At 54.9% G+C, this 22,326-nt stretch carries 21 protein-coding genes; 18 read left to right on the forward strand and 3 right to left on the reverse strand.

Annotated elements, in window-relative coordinates; translation table 11 throughout:
- Positions 1–7 precede the first annotated feature (7 nt).
- From GOW16_RS16980 to GOW16_RS17015, 8 genes are all read left to right on the forward strand, one after another.
- Positions 8–1,519: a CoA-acylating methylmalonate-semialdehyde dehydrogenase gene (locus tag GOW16_RS16980; protein ID WP_217354657.1), complete on the forward strand. Its 1,512-nt coding sequence runs from the start codon at positions 8–10 to the stop codon at positions 1,517–1,519.
- Between the two features lie 25 nt (positions 1,520–1,544).
- A complete protein-coding gene (gene ald, locus GOW16_RS16985; RefSeq protein ID WP_170417172.1) occupies positions 1,545–2,654 on the forward strand; it encodes an alanine dehydrogenase in 1,110 nt (369 codons plus the stop codon).
- A 104-nt stretch (positions 2,655–2,758) separates the two neighbouring features.
- On the forward strand, positions 2,759–3,748 hold the full coding sequence (gene dctP, locus GOW16_RS16990; protein ID WP_170417475.1) for a TRAP transporter substrate-binding protein DctP: 990 nt from the start codon (positions 2,759–2,761) through the stop codon (positions 3,746–3,748).
- Positions 3,749–3,819: 71 nt separating this feature from the next.
- A complete protein-coding gene (locus GOW16_RS16995; protein ID WP_254429826.1) occupies positions 3,820–4,434 on the forward strand; it encodes a TRAP transporter small permease in 615 nt (204 codons plus the stop codon).
- Positions 4,431–5,723 carry a TRAP transporter large permease gene (locus GOW16_RS17000; RefSeq protein WP_170417174.1) on the forward strand — a complete coding sequence of 431 codons (1,293 nt, stop codon included), beginning with the start codon at positions 4,431–4,433 and terminating at the stop codon, positions 5,721–5,723. The genes GOW16_RS16995 and GOW16_RS17000 overlap by 4 nt, the downstream gene beginning before the upstream one ends.
- A gap of 140 nt (positions 5,724–5,863) precedes the next feature.
- A complete protein-coding gene (locus tag GOW16_RS17005; RefSeq protein ID WP_170417176.1) occupies positions 5,864–6,274 on the forward strand; it encodes a universal stress protein in 411 nt (136 codons plus the stop codon).
- Between the two features lie 105 nt (positions 6,275–6,379).
- Positions 6,380–6,913, forward strand: a complete 534-nt coding sequence (locus tag GOW16_RS17010) for a tyrosine-type recombinase/integrase (protein ID WP_170417481.1) — start codon at positions 6,380–6,382, stop codon at positions 6,911–6,913.
- Between the two features lie 315 nt (positions 6,914–7,228).
- A complete protein-coding gene (locus GOW16_RS17015) occupies positions 7,229–8,173 on the forward strand; it encodes a toll/interleukin-1 receptor domain-containing protein (RefSeq protein WP_170417177.1) in 945 nt (314 codons plus the stop codon).
- Between the two features lie 26 nt (positions 8,174–8,199).
- Here the strand turns inward: GOW16_RS17015 and GOW16_RS17020 are convergent, their stop codons facing one another.
- Complete coding sequence (locus GOW16_RS17020) at positions 8,200–8,709, reverse strand: hypothetical protein (RefSeq protein ID WP_170417179.1); 510 nt, start codon at positions 8,707–8,709, stop codon at positions 8,200–8,202.
- A gap of 337 nt (positions 8,710–9,046) precedes the next feature.
- Here GOW16_RS17020 and GOW16_RS17025 point away from each other — a divergent pair, with 337 nt between their 5' ends.
- On the forward strand, positions 9,047–10,066 hold the full coding sequence (locus GOW16_RS17025) for an IS110 family transposase (RefSeq protein WP_170417181.1): 1,020 nt from the start codon (positions 9,047–9,049) through the stop codon (positions 10,064–10,066).
- 366 nt (positions 10,067–10,432) lie between these two features.
- Here GOW16_RS17025 and GOW16_RS17030 read toward each other — a convergent pair whose 3' ends face one another.
- Positions 10,433–11,392 (reverse strand): LysR family transcriptional regulator, encoded by a 960-nt coding sequence (locus tag GOW16_RS17030; protein WP_254429827.1) that lies wholly within the window; start codon positions 11,390–11,392, stop codon positions 10,433–10,435.
- Between the two features lie 137 nt (positions 11,393–11,529).
- On the opposite strand from GOW16_RS17030, the gene GOW16_RS17035 reads away from it, so the two are divergent.
- The 7 genes from GOW16_RS17035 (at position 11,530) to GOW16_RS17065 (ending at position 19,034) form a co-directional block, all read left to right on the forward strand.
- Positions 11,530–12,537, forward strand: a complete 1,008-nt coding sequence (locus GOW16_RS17035; protein ID WP_170417183.1) for a TAXI family TRAP transporter solute-binding subunit — start codon at positions 11,530–11,532, stop codon at positions 12,535–12,537.
- An 80-nt stretch (positions 12,538–12,617) separates the two neighbouring features.
- On the forward strand, positions 12,618–14,831 hold the full coding sequence (locus GOW16_RS17040; RefSeq protein WP_170417185.1) for a TRAP transporter permease: 2,214 nt from the start codon (positions 12,618–12,620) through the stop codon (positions 14,829–14,831).
- Positions 14,832–14,847: 16 nt separating this feature from the next.
- The gene (locus tag GOW16_RS17045) at positions 14,848–16,074 is read left to right on the forward strand and encodes an NAD(P)/FAD-dependent oxidoreductase (RefSeq protein WP_368039926.1); all 1,227 of its coding nucleotides are present in this window, start codon (positions 14,848–14,850) and stop codon (positions 16,072–16,074) included.
- Between the two features lie 28 nt (positions 16,075–16,102).
- Complete coding sequence (locus GOW16_RS17050) at positions 16,103–16,843, forward strand: aspartate/glutamate racemase family protein (protein ID WP_170417189.1); 741 nt, start codon at positions 16,103–16,105, stop codon at positions 16,841–16,843.
- A gap of 37 nt (positions 16,844–16,880) precedes the next feature.
- Positions 16,881–17,609 (forward strand): TSUP family transporter, encoded by a 729-nt coding sequence (locus tag GOW16_RS17055; protein WP_170417191.1) that lies wholly within the window; start codon positions 16,881–16,883, stop codon positions 17,607–17,609.
- A gap of 61 nt (positions 17,610–17,670) precedes the next feature.
- Positions 17,671–18,642 (forward strand): D-cysteine desulfhydrase family protein, encoded by a 972-nt coding sequence (locus GOW16_RS17060; protein WP_254429828.1) that lies wholly within the window; start codon positions 17,671–17,673, stop codon positions 18,640–18,642.
- A gap of 47 nt (positions 18,643–18,689) precedes the next feature.
- Positions 18,690–19,034 (forward strand): RidA family protein, encoded by a 345-nt coding sequence (locus tag GOW16_RS17065; RefSeq protein ID WP_170417488.1) that lies wholly within the window; start codon positions 18,690–18,692, stop codon positions 19,032–19,034.
- 339 nt (positions 19,035–19,373) lie between these two features.
- Here the strand turns inward: GOW16_RS17065 and GOW16_RS17070 are convergent, their stop codons facing one another.
- Complete coding sequence (locus GOW16_RS17070) at positions 19,374–20,336, reverse strand: MurR/RpiR family transcriptional regulator (protein ID WP_170417195.1); 963 nt, start codon at positions 20,334–20,336, stop codon at positions 19,374–19,376.
- A gap of 174 nt (positions 20,337–20,510) precedes the next feature.
- Between GOW16_RS17070 and GOW16_RS17075 the strand changes: the two genes are divergently transcribed.
- Both GOW16_RS17075 and GOW16_RS17080 read left to right on the forward strand, forming a co-directional pair.
- Positions 20,511–21,029 (forward strand): TRAP transporter small permease, encoded by a 519-nt coding sequence (locus GOW16_RS17075; RefSeq protein WP_170417197.1) that lies wholly within the window; start codon positions 20,511–20,513, stop codon positions 21,027–21,029.
- Positions 21,026–22,309, forward strand: coding sequence for a TRAP transporter large permease (locus tag GOW16_RS17080; protein ID WP_170417199.1), 1,284 nt, complete (start codon positions 21,026–21,028; stop codon positions 22,307–22,309). The genes GOW16_RS17075 and GOW16_RS17080 overlap by 4 nt, the downstream gene beginning before the upstream one ends.
- The last annotated feature ends 17 nt before the right edge of the window (positions 22,310–22,326 follow it).

Raw genomic sequence — 22,326 nt, forward strand, 5'->3', positions numbered from 1 at the left:
TGACATCATGAAAGATGCATCCCCGATCACTTTGATCGGCCACTACATTAATGGCCAAATCACAGTTTCGTCTGGCGAAAAGACCCAGCCGGTATTCAACCCCGCAACCGGGGCACAAACCGGCGCGGTGTCGCTGGCGACTGTTCAGACAGTCGACAACGCAGTGGCCGCCGCCAAAGAAGCATTCCCAAAGTGGTCAAACACACCGCCGATCCGCCGCGCCCGTCTTATGAACAACTTTCTGGCCCTGGTGCGCGAGCATAAGGACGATCTGGCCCGCGCCATCACGCTCGAGCATGGCAAGGTGTTCACCGACGCCCAAGGCGAGGTTGAGCGCGGTATTGACATCATCGAGTTTGCCTGCGGCATTCCGCAACTCCTCAAGGGCGATTACACGGAGCAGGTCTCCACTGGCATGGACAACTGGACCACGCGTCAGGCGTTGGGCGTTGTCGCCGGGATCACTCCCTTCAACTTCCCGGTCATGGTGCCGATGTGGATGTTCCCGATCGCCATCGCCGCAGGCAATACCTTTATCCTGAAGCCATCGCCGACCGATCCGTCCGCAGCGCTACTGTACGCAGATCTGATGCAGAAGGCCGGTTTCCCCGATGGTGTGTTCAACGTCGTGCAGGGTGACAAGGTTGCCGTGGACGCGTTGCTGGAGAACGACGACGTCAAGGCCGTGTCCTTCGTCGGCTCGACACCGATTGCGAACTACATCTACGAAGTTGGCGCGCGGCACGGCAAACGCGTTCAGGCCCTGGGTGGCGCAAAGAACCACATGCTGGTGATGCCCGATGCGGACATGAACAAGGCTGCCGACGCCCTGATTGGCGCGGCCTTCGGGTCGGCGGGCGAACGCTGCATGGCGATCTCGGTTGCTCTGCTGGTTGGCGATGCTGCCGACAAGCTTATCCCGGTTCTGAAAGAGCGCGCCGAAACCCTGAAGGTCAAGAATGGCCTTGAGCTGGATGCCGAGATGGGCCCGATCGTTACGGCCGCTGCGCGTGACCGGATCAAGGGTTACATCGACTCTGGCGTTGCAGAAGGTGCTGACCTGCTGGTCGATGGCCGCGACTACACAGTCGAAGGGCATGAGGAAGGCTTCTTCCTGGGCGGCACTCTGTTCGACAATGTCACGAAGGACATGAAGATCTACAAGGAAGAGATCTTTGGCCCGGTTCTGTCCTGTGTCCGCGTCTCGAACTTTGCCGAAGGCCTGCAGCTGATCAACGACCACGAATTCGGCAACGGCGTGTCACTGTTCACCCGTGACGGCAACGTAGCGCGTGAATTCGGCAAGCAGGTTCAGGTCGGCATGGTCGGCGTCAACGTTCCGATCCCGGTTCCGATGGCCTGGCATGGGTTTGGCGGCTGGAAGAAGAGCCTGTTCGGCGACATGCACGCCTATGGCGAAGAGGGTGTTCGTTTCTACACCAAGCAGAAATCCATCATGCAGCGCTGGCCCGAGAGCATCTCGGAAGGTGCCGAGTTCGTCATGCCAACCGCAAAATGATCATCCGATCCAAGGAGTGAAGAACATGTTCATTGGTGTTCCCAAGGAAATCAAGAACCATGAATACCGCGTTGGCCTGACCCCCGAAAGTGTCGCGGAACTGGTCTCTCATGGTCACAACGTCATCGTGGAGACCAATGCCGGGGTCGGCATTGGGGCTGATGATGACGCCTATCGTGCCGCTGGTGCTGAAATTGCCAAAACAGCAGCCGATATTTTTGCCAATGCAGAGATGATCGTGAAGGTGAAGGAACCTCAGGCCGTTGAACGCGCCATGCTGCGCGAAGGTCAAATCCTTTACACCTACCTGCATCTGGCCCCCGATCCGGAACAGACCAAAGACTTGGTCGACTCGGGCGCTGTCTGCATCGCCTACGAGACAGTCACCGACGATAATAGCGGTCTGCCCTTGCTGAAACCGATGAGCCAGGTTGCCGGTCGCATGTCAATCCAGGCCGGTGCCAACGCTTTGGAGAAAGCAAAGGGCGGTCTGGGCGTATTGCTGGGCGGCGTGCCCGGCGTGAAGCCCGGCAAAGTTGTGGTTATCGGCGGCGGTGTTGTTGGGTTCAACGCTGCTCAAATGGCCGTCGGTTTGCACGCGGATGTGACCATTTTGGACCGCAATCCGGCAGTTCTTGAGAAGCTGGAGAACCATTTCGAGGCGTCCGCCAAAGTTGTCTATTCGACCAAAGCCGCATTGGAGGAAGAAGTCACCAATGCCGATCTGGTTGTCGGTGCTGTTCTGATTCCGGGTGCTGCTGCACCCAAGCTGGTCACACGTGAGTTGATTTCGAAAATGAAACCCGGTGCGGTCGTCGTGGACGTGGCGATCGACCAGGGCGGCTGCTTTGAAACGTCCAAAGCCACCACTCACGCAGAGCCCACATATGTTGTCGACGATGTTGTTCATTACTGTGTCGCCAACATGCCGGGCGCAGTCGCCCGAACGTCGACCTATGCACTGAACAACGTCACGCTGCCGCACGCTCTGGCTATTGCCAACAATGGCTGGAAACAGGCGCTTGCAGACAATCGTCACCTGATGAACGGCCTGAACGTGGCCCACGGGAAGGTGACGTACAAGGCTGTGGCCGATGACCTTGGATACGAGTTCATCGCCCCGGAACTTTGCTGATTTGAGGCAAAGAAACGTCCCTCCGTACGAGATGCGGTGGGACACCCAATACTGAGGAGGAAACCTTAATGATTACGAAGATAAACCGCCGCGCCCTTGGCGCGATGGGTGGTGCCGCTTTGATCGCTGTAACCGCACTCTCAACGGCAGCCGCAGCAGAAGACATGACACTGCGCTTTGCCGGTGTGTTCCCGATCGACCATCAGGGCACGAAAATGATGGAGCAGGTCGCAGCGGATGTCGCTGCAGCAGACGTCGGCCTGAAGATCGAAGTATTCCCGGCAAACCAACTGGGTTCGGGTGAGGCGCTGTTCGAAGATGTTGCACGCGGCAATATCGACCTGGCATCGGCGTTCATCTATGCCGATACCGATCCACGCCTGGAATTCCTGTCCATGCCGTTCCTGCTGGGCGGCTGGGATGACATGGAAAGCACGCTTCTGAACATGGATTCCGAGTTCAACACCATCCTGCAAGAGATCACCGACGAATATGGCGTGCGCGTCATGGCGCAGAATCCGGAAGGATTCATCGGCATCGTTTCGTCGCAAGAGCCCCAGAACTGGAATACTTTTGACGACAAGGGCATGAACATTCGCGTCTGGTCGTCCAGCGTTGTGAAGTCGATGGTCGAAGAACTGGGTTACCAGGCGACCACCATGGCATGGGGCGACATCTTCCCCGCACTTCAGGCCGGCATTGTCGACGGAGCAATCTGCTGCACGAAGACCGCGACTTACTCGATCTTCGCCAAGTCGGATGTTGGCACCCATTTTGTCGAGTACAATTCGATCTCAGAACTGACAACCTTCTATGCGTCGCAGCGGACACTCGACAAGCTGAACGACGATCAGCGCGCCGCGCTGCAGGCCGCGATGACCAAGGCGTCCGAAGACTTCTTTGCCTACAATCGTGAGAACGACGAAGTGTTCGGCCAGAAATTGCTCGACAAAGGCTACACCATCCTGCGCCTGAGTGACGAAGAACAAGCTGCGATGGCCGCTCATGTCCAGGAAACGGTCTGGCCAGCGATGGCACAAAACGTCGGTCAGGACATCATCGACCGCCTGCTGGCTGCAAAAGAACAGCAATAATCACTGAGAAAAGGGTCAGCTAATCAGTTGGCCCTTTTTTCGTCTCTGGCTCAACAAAGGGAGGGAGAAAGATGTCTAGCACTGAAGCTGAGCGTCCGTTGGTCGTCGAAAGTGCAGAAAAGAAGAGCTCGCAAAAAATCACTGACGAGTTGCCAGTCATTATTGGGTATCCGCTGAAAGCAGTGGCTTTTGTCATGAGGCAGATCGTTATGTTTGCCGGTTTCCTGATGGCTTTCACATTTGGTGCAGTTGTTGTCATCCGGTATGGATTTGGCGGTGATCTGTTTGCCTACGAAGAGTGGCTTTTGGGCATTAGCATCATCGGCTTTTTTGCAGGTGCTGTTCTGGCCTCTGCCCGCAACCTGCACATCAACGCGGACATTCTTGGCATTGTGATCCAAAACCCTCGGTTGATTTGGTGGCGCGGCTTTGTCGTCCTGACAGTCGAGGTGCTGGTGATCCTGTTCCTCATGTACGCCTGCTATGTCTCGCTGCTTGATGACTTCTCATTCCCGCGGCTGCGCGCAACCCCGGTGCTGCGCATTCCGTTTGTGACCTGGCGGATTGCGATCATGATTGCCTTTGGCCTCATGGCGACGTTCACGGCGGCATATTTGTACGTGCATATCCGCAAAGGGCTCGGTCTACCCCTGAGATCAGAAATGCAAAAAGGAGAAACCCAATGATCATCGGAGGAAGTCTCCTTATCGTCTGCTTTATGCTGCTGTTAGGCGTCAGCGTTTATGTGGCATTCGGATCGGTTTTGATTTTCATCGCGCTCGTCGGAGATCAATCCATCACTGGCTACTTGCCCACCGGTTCTACAGGTATCCGCTCACTGGTGCTTCTGGCGATCCCACTCTTCATGATCGCCGGTGGAATAATGGAAAAAGGTAAAATCGCAGCGCCTCTTGTCTCGTTGGCTGAAATGTTCATTGGCCATATCAAAGGAGGACTGAGCGCGGCTGGGGTGTTGGCCTGCGGTGTGTTCGGCTCCATTTCCGGTAGTGCCAACGCAACGCTGACCTGTATCGGTGGCATCATGATGCCCCATCTGAAAAAGGCCAACTATCCGGGTGGGCAATCGGCGGCTCTGATCGTGGCGGCCAGCCCGTTGGGTCTGTTGATCCCACCGAGTTCGTCTCATATCCTCTATGGCTGGGTTGCACAGCAGCACGTACTGAAGTGCTTCTTGTCCACGGTCATTCCGGCGATCATCCTGATCACGCTTTTGATCGTCGTAAATCAGTTCATGCTGCGGAAGTATGACGACATTAACCTGACGGAACGTCCTAAACCGTTTCTGCCGACATTCGGAGTACAGGCGCGCCTGGCCGGACCTGCGCTTATGATGCCGCTGATCATTCTGGGCGGAATCTATGGTGGCATCATGACGCCGACCGAGGCTGCAGGTATTGCAGTAGTCTACTCGATCCCGATCGCGATCTACTTCTATCACGGCCTGACCTGGAAAACACTGTCTCAGACCATCCAGAATTCCGGTGTTACGATTGGTGTGGTCATGGTCATGATCTTCATGGTTCTGATCGTATCGGACAACCTGATCTCGCAAGGTGCACCTCAGTTGGCCAAGAATCTGGTTTATTCCGTTTCGGACAATCCGGTCGTCATCCTTCTAATGATTAATGTCGTGATGATCCTGATCGGAATGCTGATGGATGATATCTCCGGTCTGCTTCTGGCGACTCCGATCTTGCTGCCCATCGCGCAGAGCACTGGTATGGACCCGATTCATTTTGCGGCTGTGATTGGCGTGAACCTGGGAATGGCAAACATCACCCCACCAACCGCGCCACTGCTCTATCTAGGTGCTCAGGTTTGTGATGAGCCGGTTTCGCGCATGCTGTGGCCGACATTGATCTTCATTGTCTTTGCCTGGCTTCCCACGCTGATGCTGACAACATTCGTGCCAGAGTTGGCCCTTTTCCTGCCCGACCTCCTGCTCAGCAGGTAACGACGGGAAGCGCAAAAGCCCAGGACGAAACAGCACGCACCCCAATCTTGCGGTTGGGGTGCCTGAGCGCCCTCCCGAAGATGAAGTGGGAGAGGTCAGTTACCAGCAGAAAACTGAAAACCTGAATACGGAGGTTTGAAATGTACAAAAATATCCTAGTCGCGCTGTCTCTGGAACACGGCATCAGTGATCACGCGCTCTCGGCGGCACACGCCCTTGTATCCGAAGGCGGAAGAATTACAGCGGCACATATTCACGAACCACCAAATAGACAGATAATGTACTATATGGATGAAGGGATTGCCGAAAAATCCCTCCAAAAAGCCGCGGCGCGCTTAGCCGAACGTCTGAAAGGTGAAACCGAGGTCTCCTCTGTTCTGCTTGAGAGTCAATCGGCTGGTCGGGCGATCACCGAATACGCCAACAAACATGGCATCGACTGTATCGTCCTTGCTTCACATAAACCCGGGATGAAGGAGTTCTTTTTGGGTTCAACAGCCGCACTCGTCGTTCGGCACGCGCAGTGTTCGGTGCATGTACTCCGTCTGTGACGCTAGCGCCCGCAGCATGTCAGTAACTTTGCCCTGTGAAGTCTGCGGTGATAAGCACGTCTCGCCGCGACCAAGGTCTGCTTTTGGCGCACCTACAAGAATTTCATTTGCGGCATTTGGGAGATAGGACTCGCAGAGAACCATCGCGACCTCGCTCTCTTCAATATGGCCATCGACAGTAAGTTGCGCGGCTGTGACTTGGTGAAAATGAAAGTCGTAGACATCATGGCCTCTGGTCAGATCAAGGAGCGGGCTTCGGTGTTGCAAAGCAAAACTCAGAAACCGGTCCGTTTCGAGATTTCTGAAGGAACTCGAAGCTCAGTCGAGAGGTGGATGGAAGACGAGCTCATGGTCGGCTCTGAATACCTTTGGCCAGGGCGTTTCCATGAGCGTTTACACATTTCAACGCGCCAGTATGCGCGGATCGTGCGTGATTGGGTCACGTCTATAGGTTTGGAAGCCAGCGCATATGGCACACATTCAATGCGGCGAACAAAGGTCACTCAAATTTACAAGAAGACAGGCAATCTGCGTGCGGTACAACTCTTGCTTGGGCACACTAAGATGGACAGCACCGTTCGGTATCTCGGTGTTGAGCTCGAGGATGCACTTGCCATAGCAGAGGCCATGGAAATCTGACTACTACGGGCCGCTTTCGTTGGCGGCCCATACCTGCCTTCATCCGGTTAGGTCACCGCAACGCTGCAACCCGTCGGGCCGAACTTACGCTGCGAGCGCAAAACAAAAGTCTAAGTGAACTAACGGAAGCGGGCAAAGTCAGCCTTCGCCGCAAATGAGCCAATGTCCAGTACGGCCAACTCTGCCAAATTGGTCTTCTTCGCAGCAATGACACCCCCCAATTTCATGGCAAAAAGGGGGAAGAGCCCTTATTCCACTGTCGGCGTCTGAAAAATCGGATAAACAGCACCCAGAACAATATTGTTTGGAATTGCGATGTCCTCAGTTTTCTTCTCTTACAGCCATGCAGACGAGGCGCTTCGCGACCAGCTTGAAAAGCAACTGGCAATCTTGAAACGCCAAGGTTTGATAGAAACATGGCATGACCGGCGGATTGATCCTGGCCAAGAGTTTGGCGGCGAGATCAACACTCACGTTGAGAACGATGACATCATACTTCTTTTGATCAGTTCCGATTTTCTTGCATCTGAATATTGCTACGAAAAGGAGATGTTGCGGGCGGTTGAGAGGCATGAACGTAAGGAAGCGATCGTCATTCCAGTTATCTTGCGTGATTGTCTTTGGCACGACACTCCGTTTGGCAAAATTCTCGGAGTTCCAACCGACGGAAAACCAGTCACGCAGTGGCCTGATAGAGATCAAGCGTTTCGGGAGGTTGCTCAAGCTGTTCAGAAAGCTGCAAAGCGACCTGGTGGTTCAGCGCAATCCCAAGCTTTATCTAAAGCCATTCATCAGGTTTCACCTTTGATAACCGAACCCAGAATTAGATCAAGCAATCTCAGAGTATCCAAGTCGTTCACAGACCGTGATCGTGACGTCTTTCTGCGTGAAGCGTTCGACTACATGGCCAAATACTTTGAGAATTCGTTGACCGAACTTGCATCTCGCAATCCAGAGATCGAAGGGACCTTTAGGCGTATCGATGCCAACAGGTTCACGGCAGTCTGTTATCGCGGCGGCAAAAAAGTCAGCGCGTGCACCATTTTCATGGGGTCGGAACATTTTGGTGGAATTGCCTACTCAGGGAGCGAAAATGCTGCCACCAATGGCTTTAACGAGCAGCTTTCGGTAGAAGCTGACGATCAGGCCTTGTTTTTGAAAAGTCTTGGAATGGGGGTTGGTCGCCAAGAAGGTGTTAAGCTGACATTTGAAGGTGGAGCTTCACTTTACTGGGACATGCTGATCGAAGAACTGCAGTAGGATTCCTACTTTTGGCAATATTCTAATCAAGACTGCGAAACCTGCCTAGAGTGGTTGTGGCGGAAGATCACGGGAGCTAAGCCAGTCTCGGGATCAGTCTCGTTGAGGACAATTTTCCAAGATTTAAACACTACTTCAACGGGTGATCTATTAGAAACGGTGCCAGTCAGTGGAAAGTTGATCTTGCTCTTCATGGGGCCTCGAGGCTGATACGCGCACAAGCCATAGGCACCATTACACATAACTATGTCGCCAATTTCGGGGGAGGCGTAAACTCCCATTTGGATATCGCCAGTTGGGTCGATAACTAGTTTCCAGTCCTGGCCATAAGAAAGGCAGAGGCCAGGTCTGTGTTCCACATAGTGAATACTGAACAGATCACTACCCTGGTCATGCATTGTAGCAAAACCAAGATCCTCCTTGAGTTTGACAACAAGCATGGCCAGTTCAGCCCCTCTGCCAAAGTTGCAGAGACCGATTTCTCCCACTTCTAAGTCAGCCATGGGTTTGAGGGTTGTTGAAAAGAGAACTTCCATTGAGTCACCTAAATTGGCTGTATGTTGTTGTAGAAATCTGCATCCTGTCACGAAGCTGATGCTAAACGCCTGCTCGCGTCATGCTAGCCACATTCAAATTACTGAAACGTAGATTTATTGGGCAAGTATCTCCGGCCCAGAGCCGACCTTGAGTGCCCAGCCTTGATGCTGCGGTTGCAACCCGCTTTGCGGTCATTCGCCGCGCCCGCAAATTCTGTGGTTGGACAAATTCACAGAGCGCGGACAAAGCCGATGGGGTGGATGGCTCCTGCTCCAACCGGCGTCGCGATGCGCCATAGTGCAGGCGTCGAAGTCTGCTTATGAGAGGAGCCACCCCATGCACGTTACCACAATCGGCGTTGATCTGGCGAAGAACGTTTTTCAGGTCCACGGAATTGCAGGAGATGACAGTGTCGTCTTCAACAAACCGCTACGCCGCGCACAAGTTTTGCCGTTCTTCGCGAAGTTAGAACCCTGCCTGATTGGTATGGAGTCTTGCAGCACGGCTCACCATTGGGCTCGTGAACTGACCGCCTTGGGCCACGACGTGCGTTTGATCCCGCCGATGTATGTCAAACCTTACGTGAAGCGCGGCAAATCCGATGCGATTGATGCTGAGGCAATCTGCGAGGCTGTTACCCGTCCGACCATGCGTTTCGTCGCGACCAAGACGGTTGAGCAACAAGCCCTGTTATCGCTTCATCGTGCTCGCGATCTCTTGGTGCGGCAACGTACGCAGCTCATAAACGGCCTGCGAGGGCTGGTCGCTGAGTTCGGCATCTACATTCCCAGAGGGTTGGCTCGCGTCATTGGGTTTGCTGAAGACATCACCCTCGGAGATGTGCTCGATCTGCCAGACATCGCCAATGAGGTGATCCGCAACCTGTCCGAACAGCTTATGGCGTTGCAGAAGCGCGTCCGCTGGTACGAAGAACGTTTGAAGCAGGTTGCCAAGGAAGATGAGCGGGTAAGACTGTTGCGAACCATCCCGGGCGTTGGAGCGGTGACCGCCTCAGCGATCATCGCCAGCATCGGAGACGGGCACCAGTTCAGGAATGGCCGCGAATTTGCGGCGTGGCTTGGCTTGACGCCCGCGAATAAATCCAGCGGTGGAAAAGAGAAGCTGGGACGGATCACCAAAATGGGCGATCAGTACTTAAGATCGTTGCTTGTCGTCGGGATGACATCGCTGGTCAGGCAAACCCGATCACATCCAGAGCGCGCAAGCAAATGGCTGACGTTGCTACTCGAACGCAAACCTGCCCGCCTGGCTACAGTTACTATGGCCAACAAGACGGCTCGGATTGTATGGGCCGTTCTCACTCGTAACACACCCTACAACCCACATATGGCCTGAGGAGGAAGAACAACGAGTTAGCAAGACCAGCGAATTGATGGTGCAAAAGTCAGCCGCCAAAACCAGGACAACCCGTCGAAGGTCCCGGGCATCATAGCCCGCTAAGCCGTAAAGGACTTGGTTTACGGAACCCATCAGGGCCAGCGGTCAAAGCCGCACAAACAGGCCGGACACACGACTGCTTCTGACAAATGCACGAAATCAGCTCAAAAATGTCTTGCTATGCAGGAGCCATCCACACACGACCTTCGATCCGATCCAAGAAACTGGAGGTTCTGGTCCCATAGCTGACGTTGTCAACTTGTCGTAGGTCGATCCAAGTGGACATTCCCTCCCATCAGTTTTTTGTTGGTAAAACAATGTTATTCAGCTTTGCTCGATTCCTGCTTCATCTATGCCAATTGCATGAGGGTTGGCTTTAACCCCTGCCAACATCTTTAAAACTTCGTCTTTCCAGCCCGCTTTGATCTTTAAAGCCAATTGAGACGGTGGTCGGTGGTCGGGCTCGAGAAGCGCGTATTCGTATCTTAGTGGTTTTTTGAAGGGCAAGAACGATACTTTTCCGTTGGACAGGTTTAGTTCTCGTTCAGTCGCTACGGTCAGCGGATCCACGATTGAGTAACACTGACCTGAACTCACAAATGGTATTAAAGGTAGAAAGTACTGACAGGTCACTGTTGGGTTATAGTCAGCGGATACATCCTTAAACTCTTGCCGAATTTTGCGCTGGAACGGATGCGTGGCATGCAATCCCCCCATAGGGACCCCGTCGAGATCGGAAATGGATACGTTCCTGCGCGAAACAAGCGGGCTGTCACGATCAACGGCGCAAAAACAATCTGCTTGGATCCGTTCTGTTGAATACTGAGGCTCATTCCCGGATGAATGTTGGAAGTCGGCAAAGCCGAAATCAATATTCTGCGTCCCGGCCAATTCCATGATCTGAGGCGAGCTGCGCGTTGACAACGTGATGCGTATCTCGGGGTTCTCACCGACCGATTGGCTAATAAATCGCGGGAACAAGAAGGCCGAAGGGCCCGGCATTGTTGCGATATTCAGACTACCGGAATGCCCTTTTATCAGCCCTTCCATTGTACTGGAAATTGTCGCAAGCCGGTCCAGAATACCTGTTGTTTCGGCCAAAAGGTAATGCGCTTCAGGAACAGGGACCAATCGCCGTCCTCTACGCTCGAACAGCGTCAGGCCAAGGGTCTTTTCAAGGTTCTTCAAGGCCAGACTGATCGCAGGCTGGGTGCGGTTCAGTTTCTTGGCGGTCTGAGAGATAGAGCCGGTCTCCATCACCTCGCGAAAAACGGTCAACTGCATTAGGTTCATGGTCAATATATAAGCTAAACCTTAGTTTTGTGAAATATAACAAATTTGTATTTATGAAAATTGCTACTACGCTTGCAGGATCGAAATTCGGCCAAACCGAATCCGACGATCCAACAAGGGAGATGATGATGAAATTTGTGAAATGTTTGACGGGACTGGCCCTGGCAGGCGCGCTTGCCGCCCCTGCGTTGGCACAGGACCCAACTTTTTTCCGCATCGGCACAGGCGGCGCAGGCGGAACCTACTTCCCTATCGGCGGCACCATCGCAAACGGAATCTCCGCCCCTCCGGGTTCGCGCCCCTGCGAAGAAGGCGGCCAGTGCGGCGTACCGGGGCTGATTGCTATCGCTCAATCCACCACCGCGTCGGTGTTCAACAACGCCGCCGTTCAGAACGGAGAGCTTGAGGCCGGTCTGGCCGCAGCCGACGTCACCCGCTCGATGTATCTGGGTGAGGGTAAGTTCGAGGGCAAACCTCACCCCAATCTTCGCATCGTGGCCAACCTGTTCCCCGAAGATCTGCACTTGGTTCTGCCTGCCGGTCAAACCATTAACGATCTGAGCGATCTGGAAGGCAAGCGCGTCGGCATCGCGCAAGCCGGTTCCGGTACACAGGTTGCCGTGCTGCAGATGCTGGACGCGTGGGGCGTCAACCGTGACAATATGGATGAGGCCGAACTGAACAACAGTCAAAGCGCCGAGCGTCTGGCTGACGGTCAGCTTGACGCCTATTTTTACGCTGCGGGTTGGCCAGTTGCCGCGATGGTGCAGCTGTCGTCAACCAAGGGCATGAATCTGCATTCCTTCAGCGACGAAGACATGGCGAAGATCAACGAAATCATCCCGGCCTATATTCCCTCGACCATTCCAGGGGGTGTCTATGAAGGCATTGACGGTGAGACTAAGACCCCGGCGGTCAGCGCAATGCTGGTGGTGTCTTCGGAATTGTCCGACGAACTGGTATATGGCCTGACCAAGGCGCTGTGGAACGACAATACCCGCAAGCTGCTGGACAATGGCCACGCCAAGGGCAAGCAGATCACTCCCGATACGGCGCTGGATGGTGTTGAGGCGCTGGGTGTGCCGCTGCATCCGGGGGCCGAGAAATTCTATAAAGAAGCCGGTCTGCTTCAGTAACTGTACCTTACTGACACTTGTCGTCGGTGCCCCTGCGCGGGGCACCGCACTCTGGAATTATGCGAAATCGGGGGGCCATCATGTCCGAGACCCAGAAACTTGATGACCACGAACTGACGGCCGAGGAATTGGCCGCAATCGAAGAACAATTCGACGAAGGCGCCGCCGTCCGGCAGGTGACGCCAACCGCGGGCAAGGTGCTGCGCGTCGTTGCCTTGATCCTTGCGTTCTACGAATTCTTCACAGCCGGTTTTGGCCTACCTGCTGACCATTGGCATATGGGTATCTATCTGGCGCTGCTGTTCATTCTGGTCTACGCGACAATTCCGATTATCGGCTCAAAAAACCTCTATGCGCTCAAAGTCAGCCGGTTCCGTATCGGCAACATCCCTCTGTACGACTTGGTCTTTATGGCGCTGGGTATCGTTGCAGCGCTGTATGTTGGAGTCGCATGGCGCGGCATTCCGTTTCTGGGGATCGAGGAACAGACGTTCCGAATGGGCAATCCGAACACTTATGACGTGGTTTTGGGCGTCATCATCATCCTGCTGGTTCTGGACATCGCACGCCGCACGCTGGGTTGGGTGCTGCCATTGATCATCTGCGTGTTTATCTCTTACGCCCTGTTGGGCCCGTATTTCCCCGGCTTGCTGCAGCATCCGGGTGTGAACTTCAAAACCTTCGTGTCGTCGATGTATTTCCCGCAGGAAGGCATCTATGGCGTGACCCTTTGGGTTGTCTCGACCATCGTGTTCCATTTCGTCCTGTTCGGCGTGATCGCGCAGCGCACCGGATTGGGGCAACTCTTCATCGACAACGCAACCATTTTGGCGGGCCGCTATACCGGCGGGCCGGCAAAAGTATCGGTGGTATCCTCGGCGTTCTTCGGCACAATCTCGGGCTCTTCGGTGGCCAACACCGTTTCGACCGGCGCGCTGACCATTCCCAACATGAAGCGCCTTGGATACCCCGGCCATTTTGCAGGCGGCGTCGAAGCCGCATCGTCAGCCGGAGGGCAAATCACACCGCCGATCATGGGGGCGGCGGCCTTCATCATGGCCGAGTTCCTTGAGGTGCCCTACACCACCATCGTCATTGCCGCGATCTTCCCCGCGATCCTTCACTATGTCGGGGTATTCGCGGTGGTGCATTTGATGGCACGCAAGCTAAACCTGCAAGGCTTGGCGAAAGAGCAACTGCCGCAGCTTAAGGCCGTCTGGGCCGAAGGTTGGGCTAACATCGTGCCTCTGATCGGTCTGCTGGTCGTGCTGTTCACAGGATATACGCCGTTCATGTCCGCCTTCTGCGGCATTTCTCTGGCAGTGATCGCAGGCATGTCGCGCATTAAACAGCCGCCCACGCTGATCTATGCCACGGCATTCCTGGCCTTCGTGCTGTGGAAATTCTCGGATGGCGGCTTCGATCTGACGATGACGGCGATCCTGTGTGCCTTGTCGGTGATCGCCACGCTGAACCCGCAGAAACGCATCGAAGTACCCGAGATGCTGCAAGCGGTTGAGTTGGGAGTGAAATACTCGCTAGCCGTCGGCGCCGCTGCTGCCGCCGTCGGCATTGTCGTCGGTGTTATCAACACAACCGGCATTGGCTTCCGTATCGGGTTCATGGTCACTCAAGGCGCAGGCAATCTGGCCTCAGACCTCTACAATATGATCTCGTTCGGCAGCTGGCAGCTGTTCGCGATGGAAGACCTGCAACTGTTTATCTCGCTGGTCTTCATTGCCATCGTTTGCATCCTGATGGGCGCAGGCATCCCAACCACTGCGCTTTACATTATGCTGGTTTCGGTCGCACAGCCCGCGCTGGCGCAGCTGGGTGTTCCGCCGATCGCAAGCCACCTGTTCGTACTCTACTACGGTGTGGTGTCGGAGATCACGCCGCCCGTCTGCACTTCGGCTTATGCGGCGGCGGCCATTGCGAACTCCAACCCGTTCCGAACCGGTCTCTCTGCCTTTACTCTTGGGTTGGGCAAGGTGATCGCGCCAATGGCCTTCGTTTATGCGCCGGTCCTATTGTTCGTGTCCTCGACCGGGTTCAACATGTGGGAATTCACCTACACCGCCACCAGCTGTATCGCCGGGGTCATCGCTCTGTCCGCAGCTGTGGTCGGATACTGGCTGAAACCGCTGAACATCGCGTCGCGCATCCTGTTGGCCATCGCAGGGGTGATTTTTGTTGCGCCCAGCCTGACGGCTGACCTGATCGCGCTTGCCGTCGCCTCGCCCGTCATTGTCAGCCAACTGATCGCGCGCAATCGCAGCCATTCCCCGGCCTAATGCGATGACAGAGCAAGTGACCATCATCGGCGCGGGGATCGTCGGCATTTGTTGCGCGCTGTCGCTACAAGAACGGGGCATACCGGTCCGTCTTATCGACCGGAGCGACCCGGGACAGGAAACCTCATTCGGTAATGCGGGGGTTGTGTCGCCCTGGTCGATCATTCCGCAGGCCGTTCCGGGCATTTGGAAAAAGCTGCCCCAGATGCTGTTGGACCCGAAAAGCGCGCTTTCGGTCCGGGCCCCCTTCTGGCCGAAGATGATCCCGTGGGGGCTGCGTTTTCTGGGAAAGTCTGGCGAAAAGACGGTTCGCGAAGTATCAGATGCAATGGAGATTTTGTGTCGTCCGTCCATTGATCTGTACCGTCGGCACCTGCAGGGCACGGACCACGAAGCACTGATCACGGACAGTTACTATATCCACGCGTTCCGCAACCCTGAGCACGCCAACCTGGACGATCTTGGCTATCTGATCCGCCAGGAAAAAGGCGGTGAATTGGAGCGTGTCGACGGCGCTGAATTGCAGCGCCTGGAACCAGCACTGTCGAAAGACCTCAAGGCTGCGATTGTGATCAAAGGTCAGGCGCGCGCAATGTCTCCCGGGCGTTTGGGCGCTGTATTGGCGGAAAAAGCACGTGCGCAAGGGGCCGAGTTTGTTCGGACCGAAGTCACCAAACTGGCACGCAACGAAGAAGGCGGCTGGCGGCTCGCCACGTTGCAAAACACATTGCACGCGCGCCGGATTGTTCTGGCAGCCGGCGTTTGGTCTGCTGATCTTCTAAGACCTCTCGGTTTATCTGTGCCGCTCGTTGCCGAGCGGGGCTACCATGTTGAGTTTCCAAGCCCTTCAGCTGTGCTGAACAATTCGATCATGGATGTGGACGCAAAGGTCGTCGCAAGTTCGATGCAGGGCGGTCTGAGGGTTGCCGGTACAGCCGAGTTTGGCAGCGTCGATGCGCCAGCCGACCCGCGCAAAGAAAAGATACTCACCGATCAGGCAAAATCTTTGGTGCCGGACCTCAATACTAGCGAGGCAAAGTTCTGGATGGGTCGGCGCCCCTCTTTTCCCGATAGCCTGCCAGCGATTGGGCCGCTGAACGGAAAGGACGGGCTTTTTGCCGCCTTCGGCCATTCTCACTACGGGCTGATGATGGCGCCAAAGACCGGAGAGCTTGTGGCTGATCTGGTTTCGGGGCGCAGCCCGAATATCAACCTGGACCCGTTCTCGCTGGCCCGTTTCTAAATCCCTTATTCGAAAGGACCTGAGCACCATGCCAATCTATGAAGGCGGCCAAAATATTTGCGGGGCTTCGATCGGGGTTTTGTGCCTTGAAAGCTATTTCCCTAAACCGCCCGGGCACATCAAGAATCCGTCCAGCCTTCCGTTTCCCGTTCTTTACGAAATGATCGACGGCATCACCGTCCCGACCCTGCTAAACAACCCGACGCCCGAGCTACTGGCACCCTTCATCAAGGGCGCGCAACGGCTTGAGGCCGAGGGCGTTCGGGCAATCACGGGAAGCTGCGGATTTCTGGCTTTGTTTCAAAAGGAACTGGCTGCGGCTGTTTCTGTTCCCGTCTTTGCATCCAGCTTGATACAGGTGCCTCTGGCCTTTCATATGACCGGGGCGAATGCCCCGGTGGGCGTGTTGACTGCAGATGCGTCAGCTCTGACGCCGAAGCATTTCGAAGGTGTCGGCGCGGCGGGTATTCCCGTCGCGGTACAAGGCTTGGAGGACACCAGCGAATTCGCCGAAGTAATCCTGCAAAACACGCGCACCCGCATGGACACCGATCTCATTGAGGCTGAAGTCCTTGAGGCGGCGCGGCGACTTAAACAGCAAGCGCCGGACATACGGTCGCTGGTGTTGGAATGTACCGATCTGCCGCCTTATGCGACGCGCCTTCAGGACGAGTTGCAGCTTCCCGTCTTCGATTTGACGACACTGGCGCAGATGGCGCATACCGTTGCGACCCGCAATTCCTATGTCGGCATCATGCCTTGGACCTGAAGGAACAGCAGTATAGCGCGGGACTTGGGGGATTTAGGTGTCCGTTGACCTAACCATCCTAATGGTTGCCATCGGCCTTGGCGCAATGCTGCAAGTCGGCGTCGGCATCGGGTTTAGCATCCTTGCCGGACCGCCGATGATGATCCTGCTTGGTACATCAACGGCTGTTCCAATGCTGCTGCTGTTGAATACCGTTGTTTCAGCGGTCGCGACGGACCGACAGGTGCTGAAGACCGACCGACAGACCATTCGCACGGCAATCATCGGATGTCTCGTCGGAGTGGTCGTGGGCCTTGTCGTTTACCCCTGGCTGAGCGAGGCGTTTGTCCTCGCCCTAACAGCCAGCCTGTTGCTGATTGGGCTTGTAACGACCTTGCTGCCCTTGCATCGCTCAATTGGAGCAGCAGGGTTTTCAACCGTTTCAGGCTTGTCAGGGCTGGCGACTGTTTGGGCAGCAACGCCCGGCCCCCTAATGGTTTTCGGATTGATTGCGAAAGGCCGCCCAGCCAAAGAGGTTGCCAAGTTGGTACAACCCATTGCGCTTGTGGCTTACGGCATCGCATTCCTGTTGCACAGTCTGTCCGAGACGCAAGCCTTCGCCTATGGCCCGCAGCTATGGGGCTTCGTGGCGCTGACATTGATCGGCAGCTTTTTTGGTCGTGCAGTGGGGCCCCGTTTGCCTCAGACCTTGGTCACAACGGCTATCCGGGTGGTATCTCTGATAGCCTGCGGCGTTCTCTTTCATCGCGCATTTGCGATCGCGTAAACTCGAAGGGCAGACGATGACACAAGACAACAAACTGGACAGATTTCCTCGAGCCCAATTCATGTCAGGCCCAACTCCATTGGAGCGGCTGGACAGGCTGTCTTCGGAATTGGGCATCGACCTTTGGCTTAAACGCGATGATCTAACCGGGCTTGGGTTTGGCGGAAACAAAACGCGGCAGCTCGAGTTCTATTTCGGTGATGCCCTTCAGAAAGGTGCGGATACCATTCTGATCACCGGCGCAGTTCAGTCAAACTTTGTTCGATCTGCTGCAGCCGCCGCAGCAAAACTAGGCATGCAATCCGTTCTGCAACTGGAAGAGCGTGTGTCGGATATGGGCGAGGCGTACTACAGCTCTGGGAATGTGTTTTTGGCACAAATTCTGGGTGCCGAACACATGACCTACCCCGAGGGCGAGGACGAAGCCGGAGCAGATGCTGCGTTGCACGCACGTGCAGACGAACTGAAGGCGCAAGGGCACAATCCTTATGTCATTCACCTGGGCTTAAACCATCCGCCTTTGGGTGCTTTGGGCTACGTCGTCGCTGGACAAGAATTGTGTCAGCAGATGCCTGATATCGATGCGATTGTCGTACCTTCAGGCAGCGGCGCAACACATGGAGGTCTATTGACTGGAGTAGCATTAGAAGAAAACGCTGCTTCTGTGTTTGGCGTTTGCGTACGCCGGGATAGCGATAAGCAAATGGTCCGAATGAACACCGTTCTGCAGAAACTGGCGGATCTGTTAAACATCGACGCAGCGCCTTTGCAGGACAGGGTTAGGGTCATGGATGAAGCGCTGCCTCCCGGCTACGGGAAACTCAGTGGAGGGACGCAGGCAGCATTGGACAAGATGGCTCGCACCGAAGGAATATTCCTTGACCCCGTCTATACCGCAAAAACCTTCGCTGGATTGTTGCATTTGGTAGGCGCAGGAGAAATCCAACCCGGGCAGAAAGTCGTCATGGTGCACACGGGTGGGTTGCCTGCGCTCTTTGGATACCAAAACGAGTTGGTAGATAACCTATCTTAGCTCCACCCAAACCACTATGGATTTCACTAACCGGAATCACTCGAAACATAACCATTACCCGGATCGAAACCGGTCAGCGCATGAGCCGGATCGTCAAACACAACGGCGTTGCCTATCTTTGCGGCCAGACATCGGACGCACCCACGGTAACTGAACAAACAAAGGACATTTTTGCCAAGGTCGAAGACCTTTTAGCCAAAGTCGGCAGCGATAGGACTCGCATCTTGAAATGCGAATTCTGGCTAGCCAACATGGCCGACTTTGCCGAAATGAATGCCGTTTGGGACGCCTGGGTACCCGAAGGTCACGCTCCGGCGCGCGCCTGTGGAGAGTCGAAGCTCGCCCGCAGTGTACTGAAGGTAGAAATGACTGTGACAGCCGCCTATGGCTGAACTGCTTTCTGAATTAGTTGGTAAGATCGGTGAAATGCTTTGAGCATTGTGGCAACCATAAGCTCCAAGTCTTTGCTTCCTTGGCGGCAGAGCTATACATACCAACGATCAAACATTGGGCTTCGCTCAAACTGAGTCCGCGCTTTCGCGCCAACCTAGTCAGGTCTCCAAAACGCAGACAAAGTGCATATTCGCCGCACCTGCGCCAAAGCACACTAAGCTGCCGTTGTCGCAAATTGCTCCAACTCAGTGCTTCGATTTCACCTAAGATTGCCGGGTTGATACCAGCTAGTACCAATCAACGGCGCGTCGAAGCAAACGGGTCTAACCGTCCGTAGATCAGTCGCCCAACGGCTGTGGCCCAGTTCTTCCATGGTAAGCTGTCAATGACGCTCGAATTCGTCGAAGATTCTCTTTTGTTTCGTCCGTCATCTCCTGCGCCACAGTCATGGCTAGTGCGTCGACAATGGCAAGATGCGCATATCGCGAGGCCGTAGGCTTATAGATATCGCTGTCTTCCGGCAGCTCTGTGAGAAGGGCTATCTTAGATATGTCTGACAACCGTGTATTGGGTTTTGTAATACTGATGGTGGTTGCGCCATAACCATTGGCGACTTCGGCGGCACTGACGATTGCGTCAGCTTCACCACTTGCTGAAACGAGAAAAAGAACATCTTCGGGTCCAAGCGCCGCCGCGCGCATTTGCAGGACGTAGCTGTCATTCACAAAGAATGATGGAATTCCGAGCCTGAAAAAGCGATTGGATGCTTCCTGAGCGACAAGAGAGGATCCTCCTCCTATTCCCGTGAAAAGGATTTGCCGCCGGTCTAGGCAGGCATCCCTTGCTTCTTCAAGCCTCTCCGTGTCGATTTGACCGCGCATGACATCTAGGGTCGCGAACAAGGCCCCCAGGACTTGGTCGATCGCTGAGTTCGCGTCAGAGCTTTCATCACCGGCATTTCTGTATAGGTACTGGGCGCTTACGGCGACGTTTTGGGCCAGGCGAAGCTTGAAGTCCCGAAAGCCTTCACAGCCGAGGCTACGGCAGAACCGCACAACCGTTGGCTTACTGACCGAACAACGTTCCGCGAGATCCCCGATGGTCATCGAGCTGATTTCGTTGAGGTGGTCCTTTACGTAGTCAGCGACTTTCTGCTCCTGAACCGCCAGTTTGGTCTGCGAATTATGCAGTGCCGGGATTAGATCCACAGCGCCAATGCGGCCCTTATGCGGGGGCGCGTTTTCATCTGAGACAGGGCGCGGTTGGTTCGGCATGTGCGTGATTTTCTCCTGATTGCTCATGAAACTTAGTTACACATTTCGCTGCGAGCGAGCAAGAAATTCACCGATATTCGCGGAAGTTTCTCATTTTCAACTGCCTAAAAGAAACTAAATTACATTTTTTCGTTGAAAATCCGGACATGATCGCGCAGGGTGTAACCAAGTTACAGATTCGGATCCTGGGGAGGAGTGCGAATGTCAGACTGGTTTGCCACTGCAAGCGCAAAGATAAATTCAGTCGTCGAGGGTATCGTCGCCGCGTTGATGTTGTCCTTGGTGCTGGATGTCTGGCTTGGCGTAGTCGACCGCTACTATTTTCACTGGCAACTCCCGTGGCCCGAGGTGCTGGCCCGCTACCTGATGATCTGGGCCGCATTGCTTGCAGTTTCTTCCGGAATCGCGCGCAGGGACCACATCGGATTGACTGCATTCATCGTGGTACTTCCCGTCGGTTTGCGCCGTACTCTGTTGGTTGCGATGGACGTTTTGGCGCTGGCTTTGTTCTTATACGTCGCATTTTTTGGGATCAGCTTCGCCGAAAGCGGGGCTCCCCGCCAGGCGATGATCTTTGGCGCCAGCCTTGCTCCGTTCTACGCAGCCATTCCCGTCGCGGCGGCACTGTCATCTGTACAGCTGGTGCTGGTCCTGTTTCGGGATTTGGGGTCGCATATTGACCAACCACCCTTTGCCACTGAGGCGGAGGAAACGCTGTGATCGTCGCAATCGTTTTTGTCGCCCTTATCCTGTTCGGGATGCCGATTGGGTTTGCCATTGGCCTTGCCGGCGTCGTCGGTCTGATTGACATGGGCGGAACGCAGTTCTTGGCGATTGGTCCCAGCAAGATATTCAACGGTCTCAATATCTTTCCCTTTCTTGCCATGCCGTTCTTCATTCTGGCCGGTGAGATCATGAATGACATCGGGATCACCAGCCGCCTTGTGAAACTGGCTCAGGTTCTGGTTGGACGGTTTCGCGGTGGACTGGCCCATACCAACATGCTGGCTTCGGTATTCTTCGCTGGACTAACAGGCTCGGCGACTGCGGACGCGGCGGCCTTTGGTCGGACACTTGTGCCTGCAATGGTAAAAGAAGGCTACAAACGTGATTATGCCTGTGCGGTCACGGCAGCGGGATCCATCATCGGCCCGACCATTCCGCCCTCGGGGCTAATGGTTGTCTACGGGTCGCTAATGGGTGTTTCCATTGCAGGCCTGTTCGCCGCAGGCGTTCTGCCAGGCCTAGTGATTTGTATCGTTTGCATGGCGGTCATAGCCATCGGCGGTAAGCGAGAAAACCTTCCAAAAGCACTACGCGGTGCGACCCCTCGCGAGGTCTGGGATACATTTGTTTCCTCGCTGACTGCGTTGGCGATGCCTGTGATTATCCTGGGGGGCATTCTGGGTGGGATCGTCACCCCGACAGAGGCTGCGTCGATTGCTGTGGCCTACGCGATGTTCATCGGGGTTTTTGTTTATCGGTCGCTGACGTTCAAAGGCTTCTACGCGATGCTTGTCCGTACTGCACGCATCACTGGTGTTATCTTTGTGATCATTGCCTTCGCCGGCATTCTCGGCTGGTGGATGAGCTTTGAACGAATTCCGCAATTAATCGCGGAAACCGTTCTTGGTCTTTCAGATAACCGGTATGCCGTCATCGCGATCATAATCGGATTGCTGCTGATTGTTGGTATGGTGATGGATATCACCGCCATCCTGATCATCCTTGCTCCGGTGTTGGTTCCACTCACACAGCAGGTTGGGCTGGAACCAATTCACGCCGGGATCATCTTTGTTCTGGCTCTTAACATATCGTTGATGACCCCGCCGGTGGGCGCCTGCCTGTTTGTTCTGTCTTCCGTGACCGGAGAAAAGCTGGAACGGATCTCAATCAAGCTGTTTCCGTTTCTGATCGCCGAAATCGCTATCCTATTTGCCTTTGCATTTTGGGAGGACGCAGCCCTTTGGCTGCCCCGGATGTTGGGCTTTGCTCAGTAAATTCCCCACGAAAACCA

The organism is Ruegeria atlantica (assembly GCF_013033965.1).
Taxonomy (GTDB): domain Bacteria; phylum Pseudomonadota; class Alphaproteobacteria; order Rhodobacterales; family Rhodobacteraceae; genus Ruegeria; species Ruegeria atlantica_D.

Excerpts from the sequence above, each read along its gene's own strand:
- GOW16_RS16980 (WP_217354657.1), top strand. The coding sequence starts at position 8 with ATGAAAGATGCATCCCCGATCACTTTGATCGGCCACTACATTAATGGC.
- ald (WP_170417172.1), top strand. The coding sequence starts at position 1,545 with ATGTTCATTGGTGTTCCCAAGGAAATCAAGAACCATGAATACCGCGTT.
- dctP (WP_170417475.1), top strand. The coding sequence starts at position 2,759 with ATGGGTGGTGCCGCTTTGATCGCTGTAACCGCACTCTCAACGGCAGCC.
- GOW16_RS16995 (WP_254429826.1), top strand. The coding sequence starts at position 3,820 with ATGTCTAGCACTGAAGCTGAGCGTCCGTTGGTCGTCGAAAGTGCAGAA.
- GOW16_RS17000 (WP_170417174.1), top strand. The coding sequence starts at position 4,431 with ATGATCATCGGAGGAAGTCTCCTTATCGTCTGCTTTATGCTGCTGTTA.
- GOW16_RS17005 (WP_170417176.1), top strand. The coding sequence starts at position 5,864 with ATGTACAAAAATATCCTAGTCGCGCTGTCTCTGGAACACGGCATCAGT.
- GOW16_RS17015 (WP_170417177.1), top strand. The coding sequence starts at position 7,229 with ATGTCCTCAGTTTTCTTCTCTTACAGCCATGCAGACGAGGCGCTTCGC.
- GOW16_RS17020 (WP_170417179.1), bottom strand. The coding sequence starts at position 8,709 with ATGGAAGTTCTCTTTTCAACAACCCTCAAACCCATGGCTGACTTAGAA.
- GOW16_RS17025 (WP_170417181.1), top strand. The coding sequence starts at position 9,047 with ATGCACGTTACCACAATCGGCGTTGATCTGGCGAAGAACGTTTTTCAG.
- GOW16_RS17030 (WP_254429827.1), bottom strand. The coding sequence starts at position 11,392 with ATGCAGTTGACCGTTTTTCGCGAGGTGATGGAGACCGGCTCTATCTCT.
- GOW16_RS17035 (WP_170417183.1), top strand. The coding sequence starts at position 11,530 with ATGAAATTTGTGAAATGTTTGACGGGACTGGCCCTGGCAGGCGCGCTT.
- GOW16_RS17040 (WP_170417185.1), top strand. The coding sequence starts at position 12,618 with ATGTCCGAGACCCAGAAACTTGATGACCACGAACTGACGGCCGAGGAA.
- GOW16_RS17050 (WP_170417189.1), top strand. The coding sequence starts at position 16,103 with ATGCCAATCTATGAAGGCGGCCAAAATATTTGCGGGGCTTCGATCGGG.
- GOW16_RS17060 (WP_254429828.1), top strand. The coding sequence starts at position 17,671 with ATGTCAGGCCCAACTCCATTGGAGCGGCTGGACAGGCTGTCTTCGGAA.
- GOW16_RS17070 (WP_170417195.1), bottom strand. The coding sequence starts at position 20,336 with ATGAGCAATCAGGAGAAAATCACGCACATGCCGAACCAACCGCGCCCT.
- GOW16_RS17075 (WP_170417197.1), top strand. The coding sequence starts at position 20,511 with ATGTCAGACTGGTTTGCCACTGCAAGCGCAAAGATAAATTCAGTCGTC.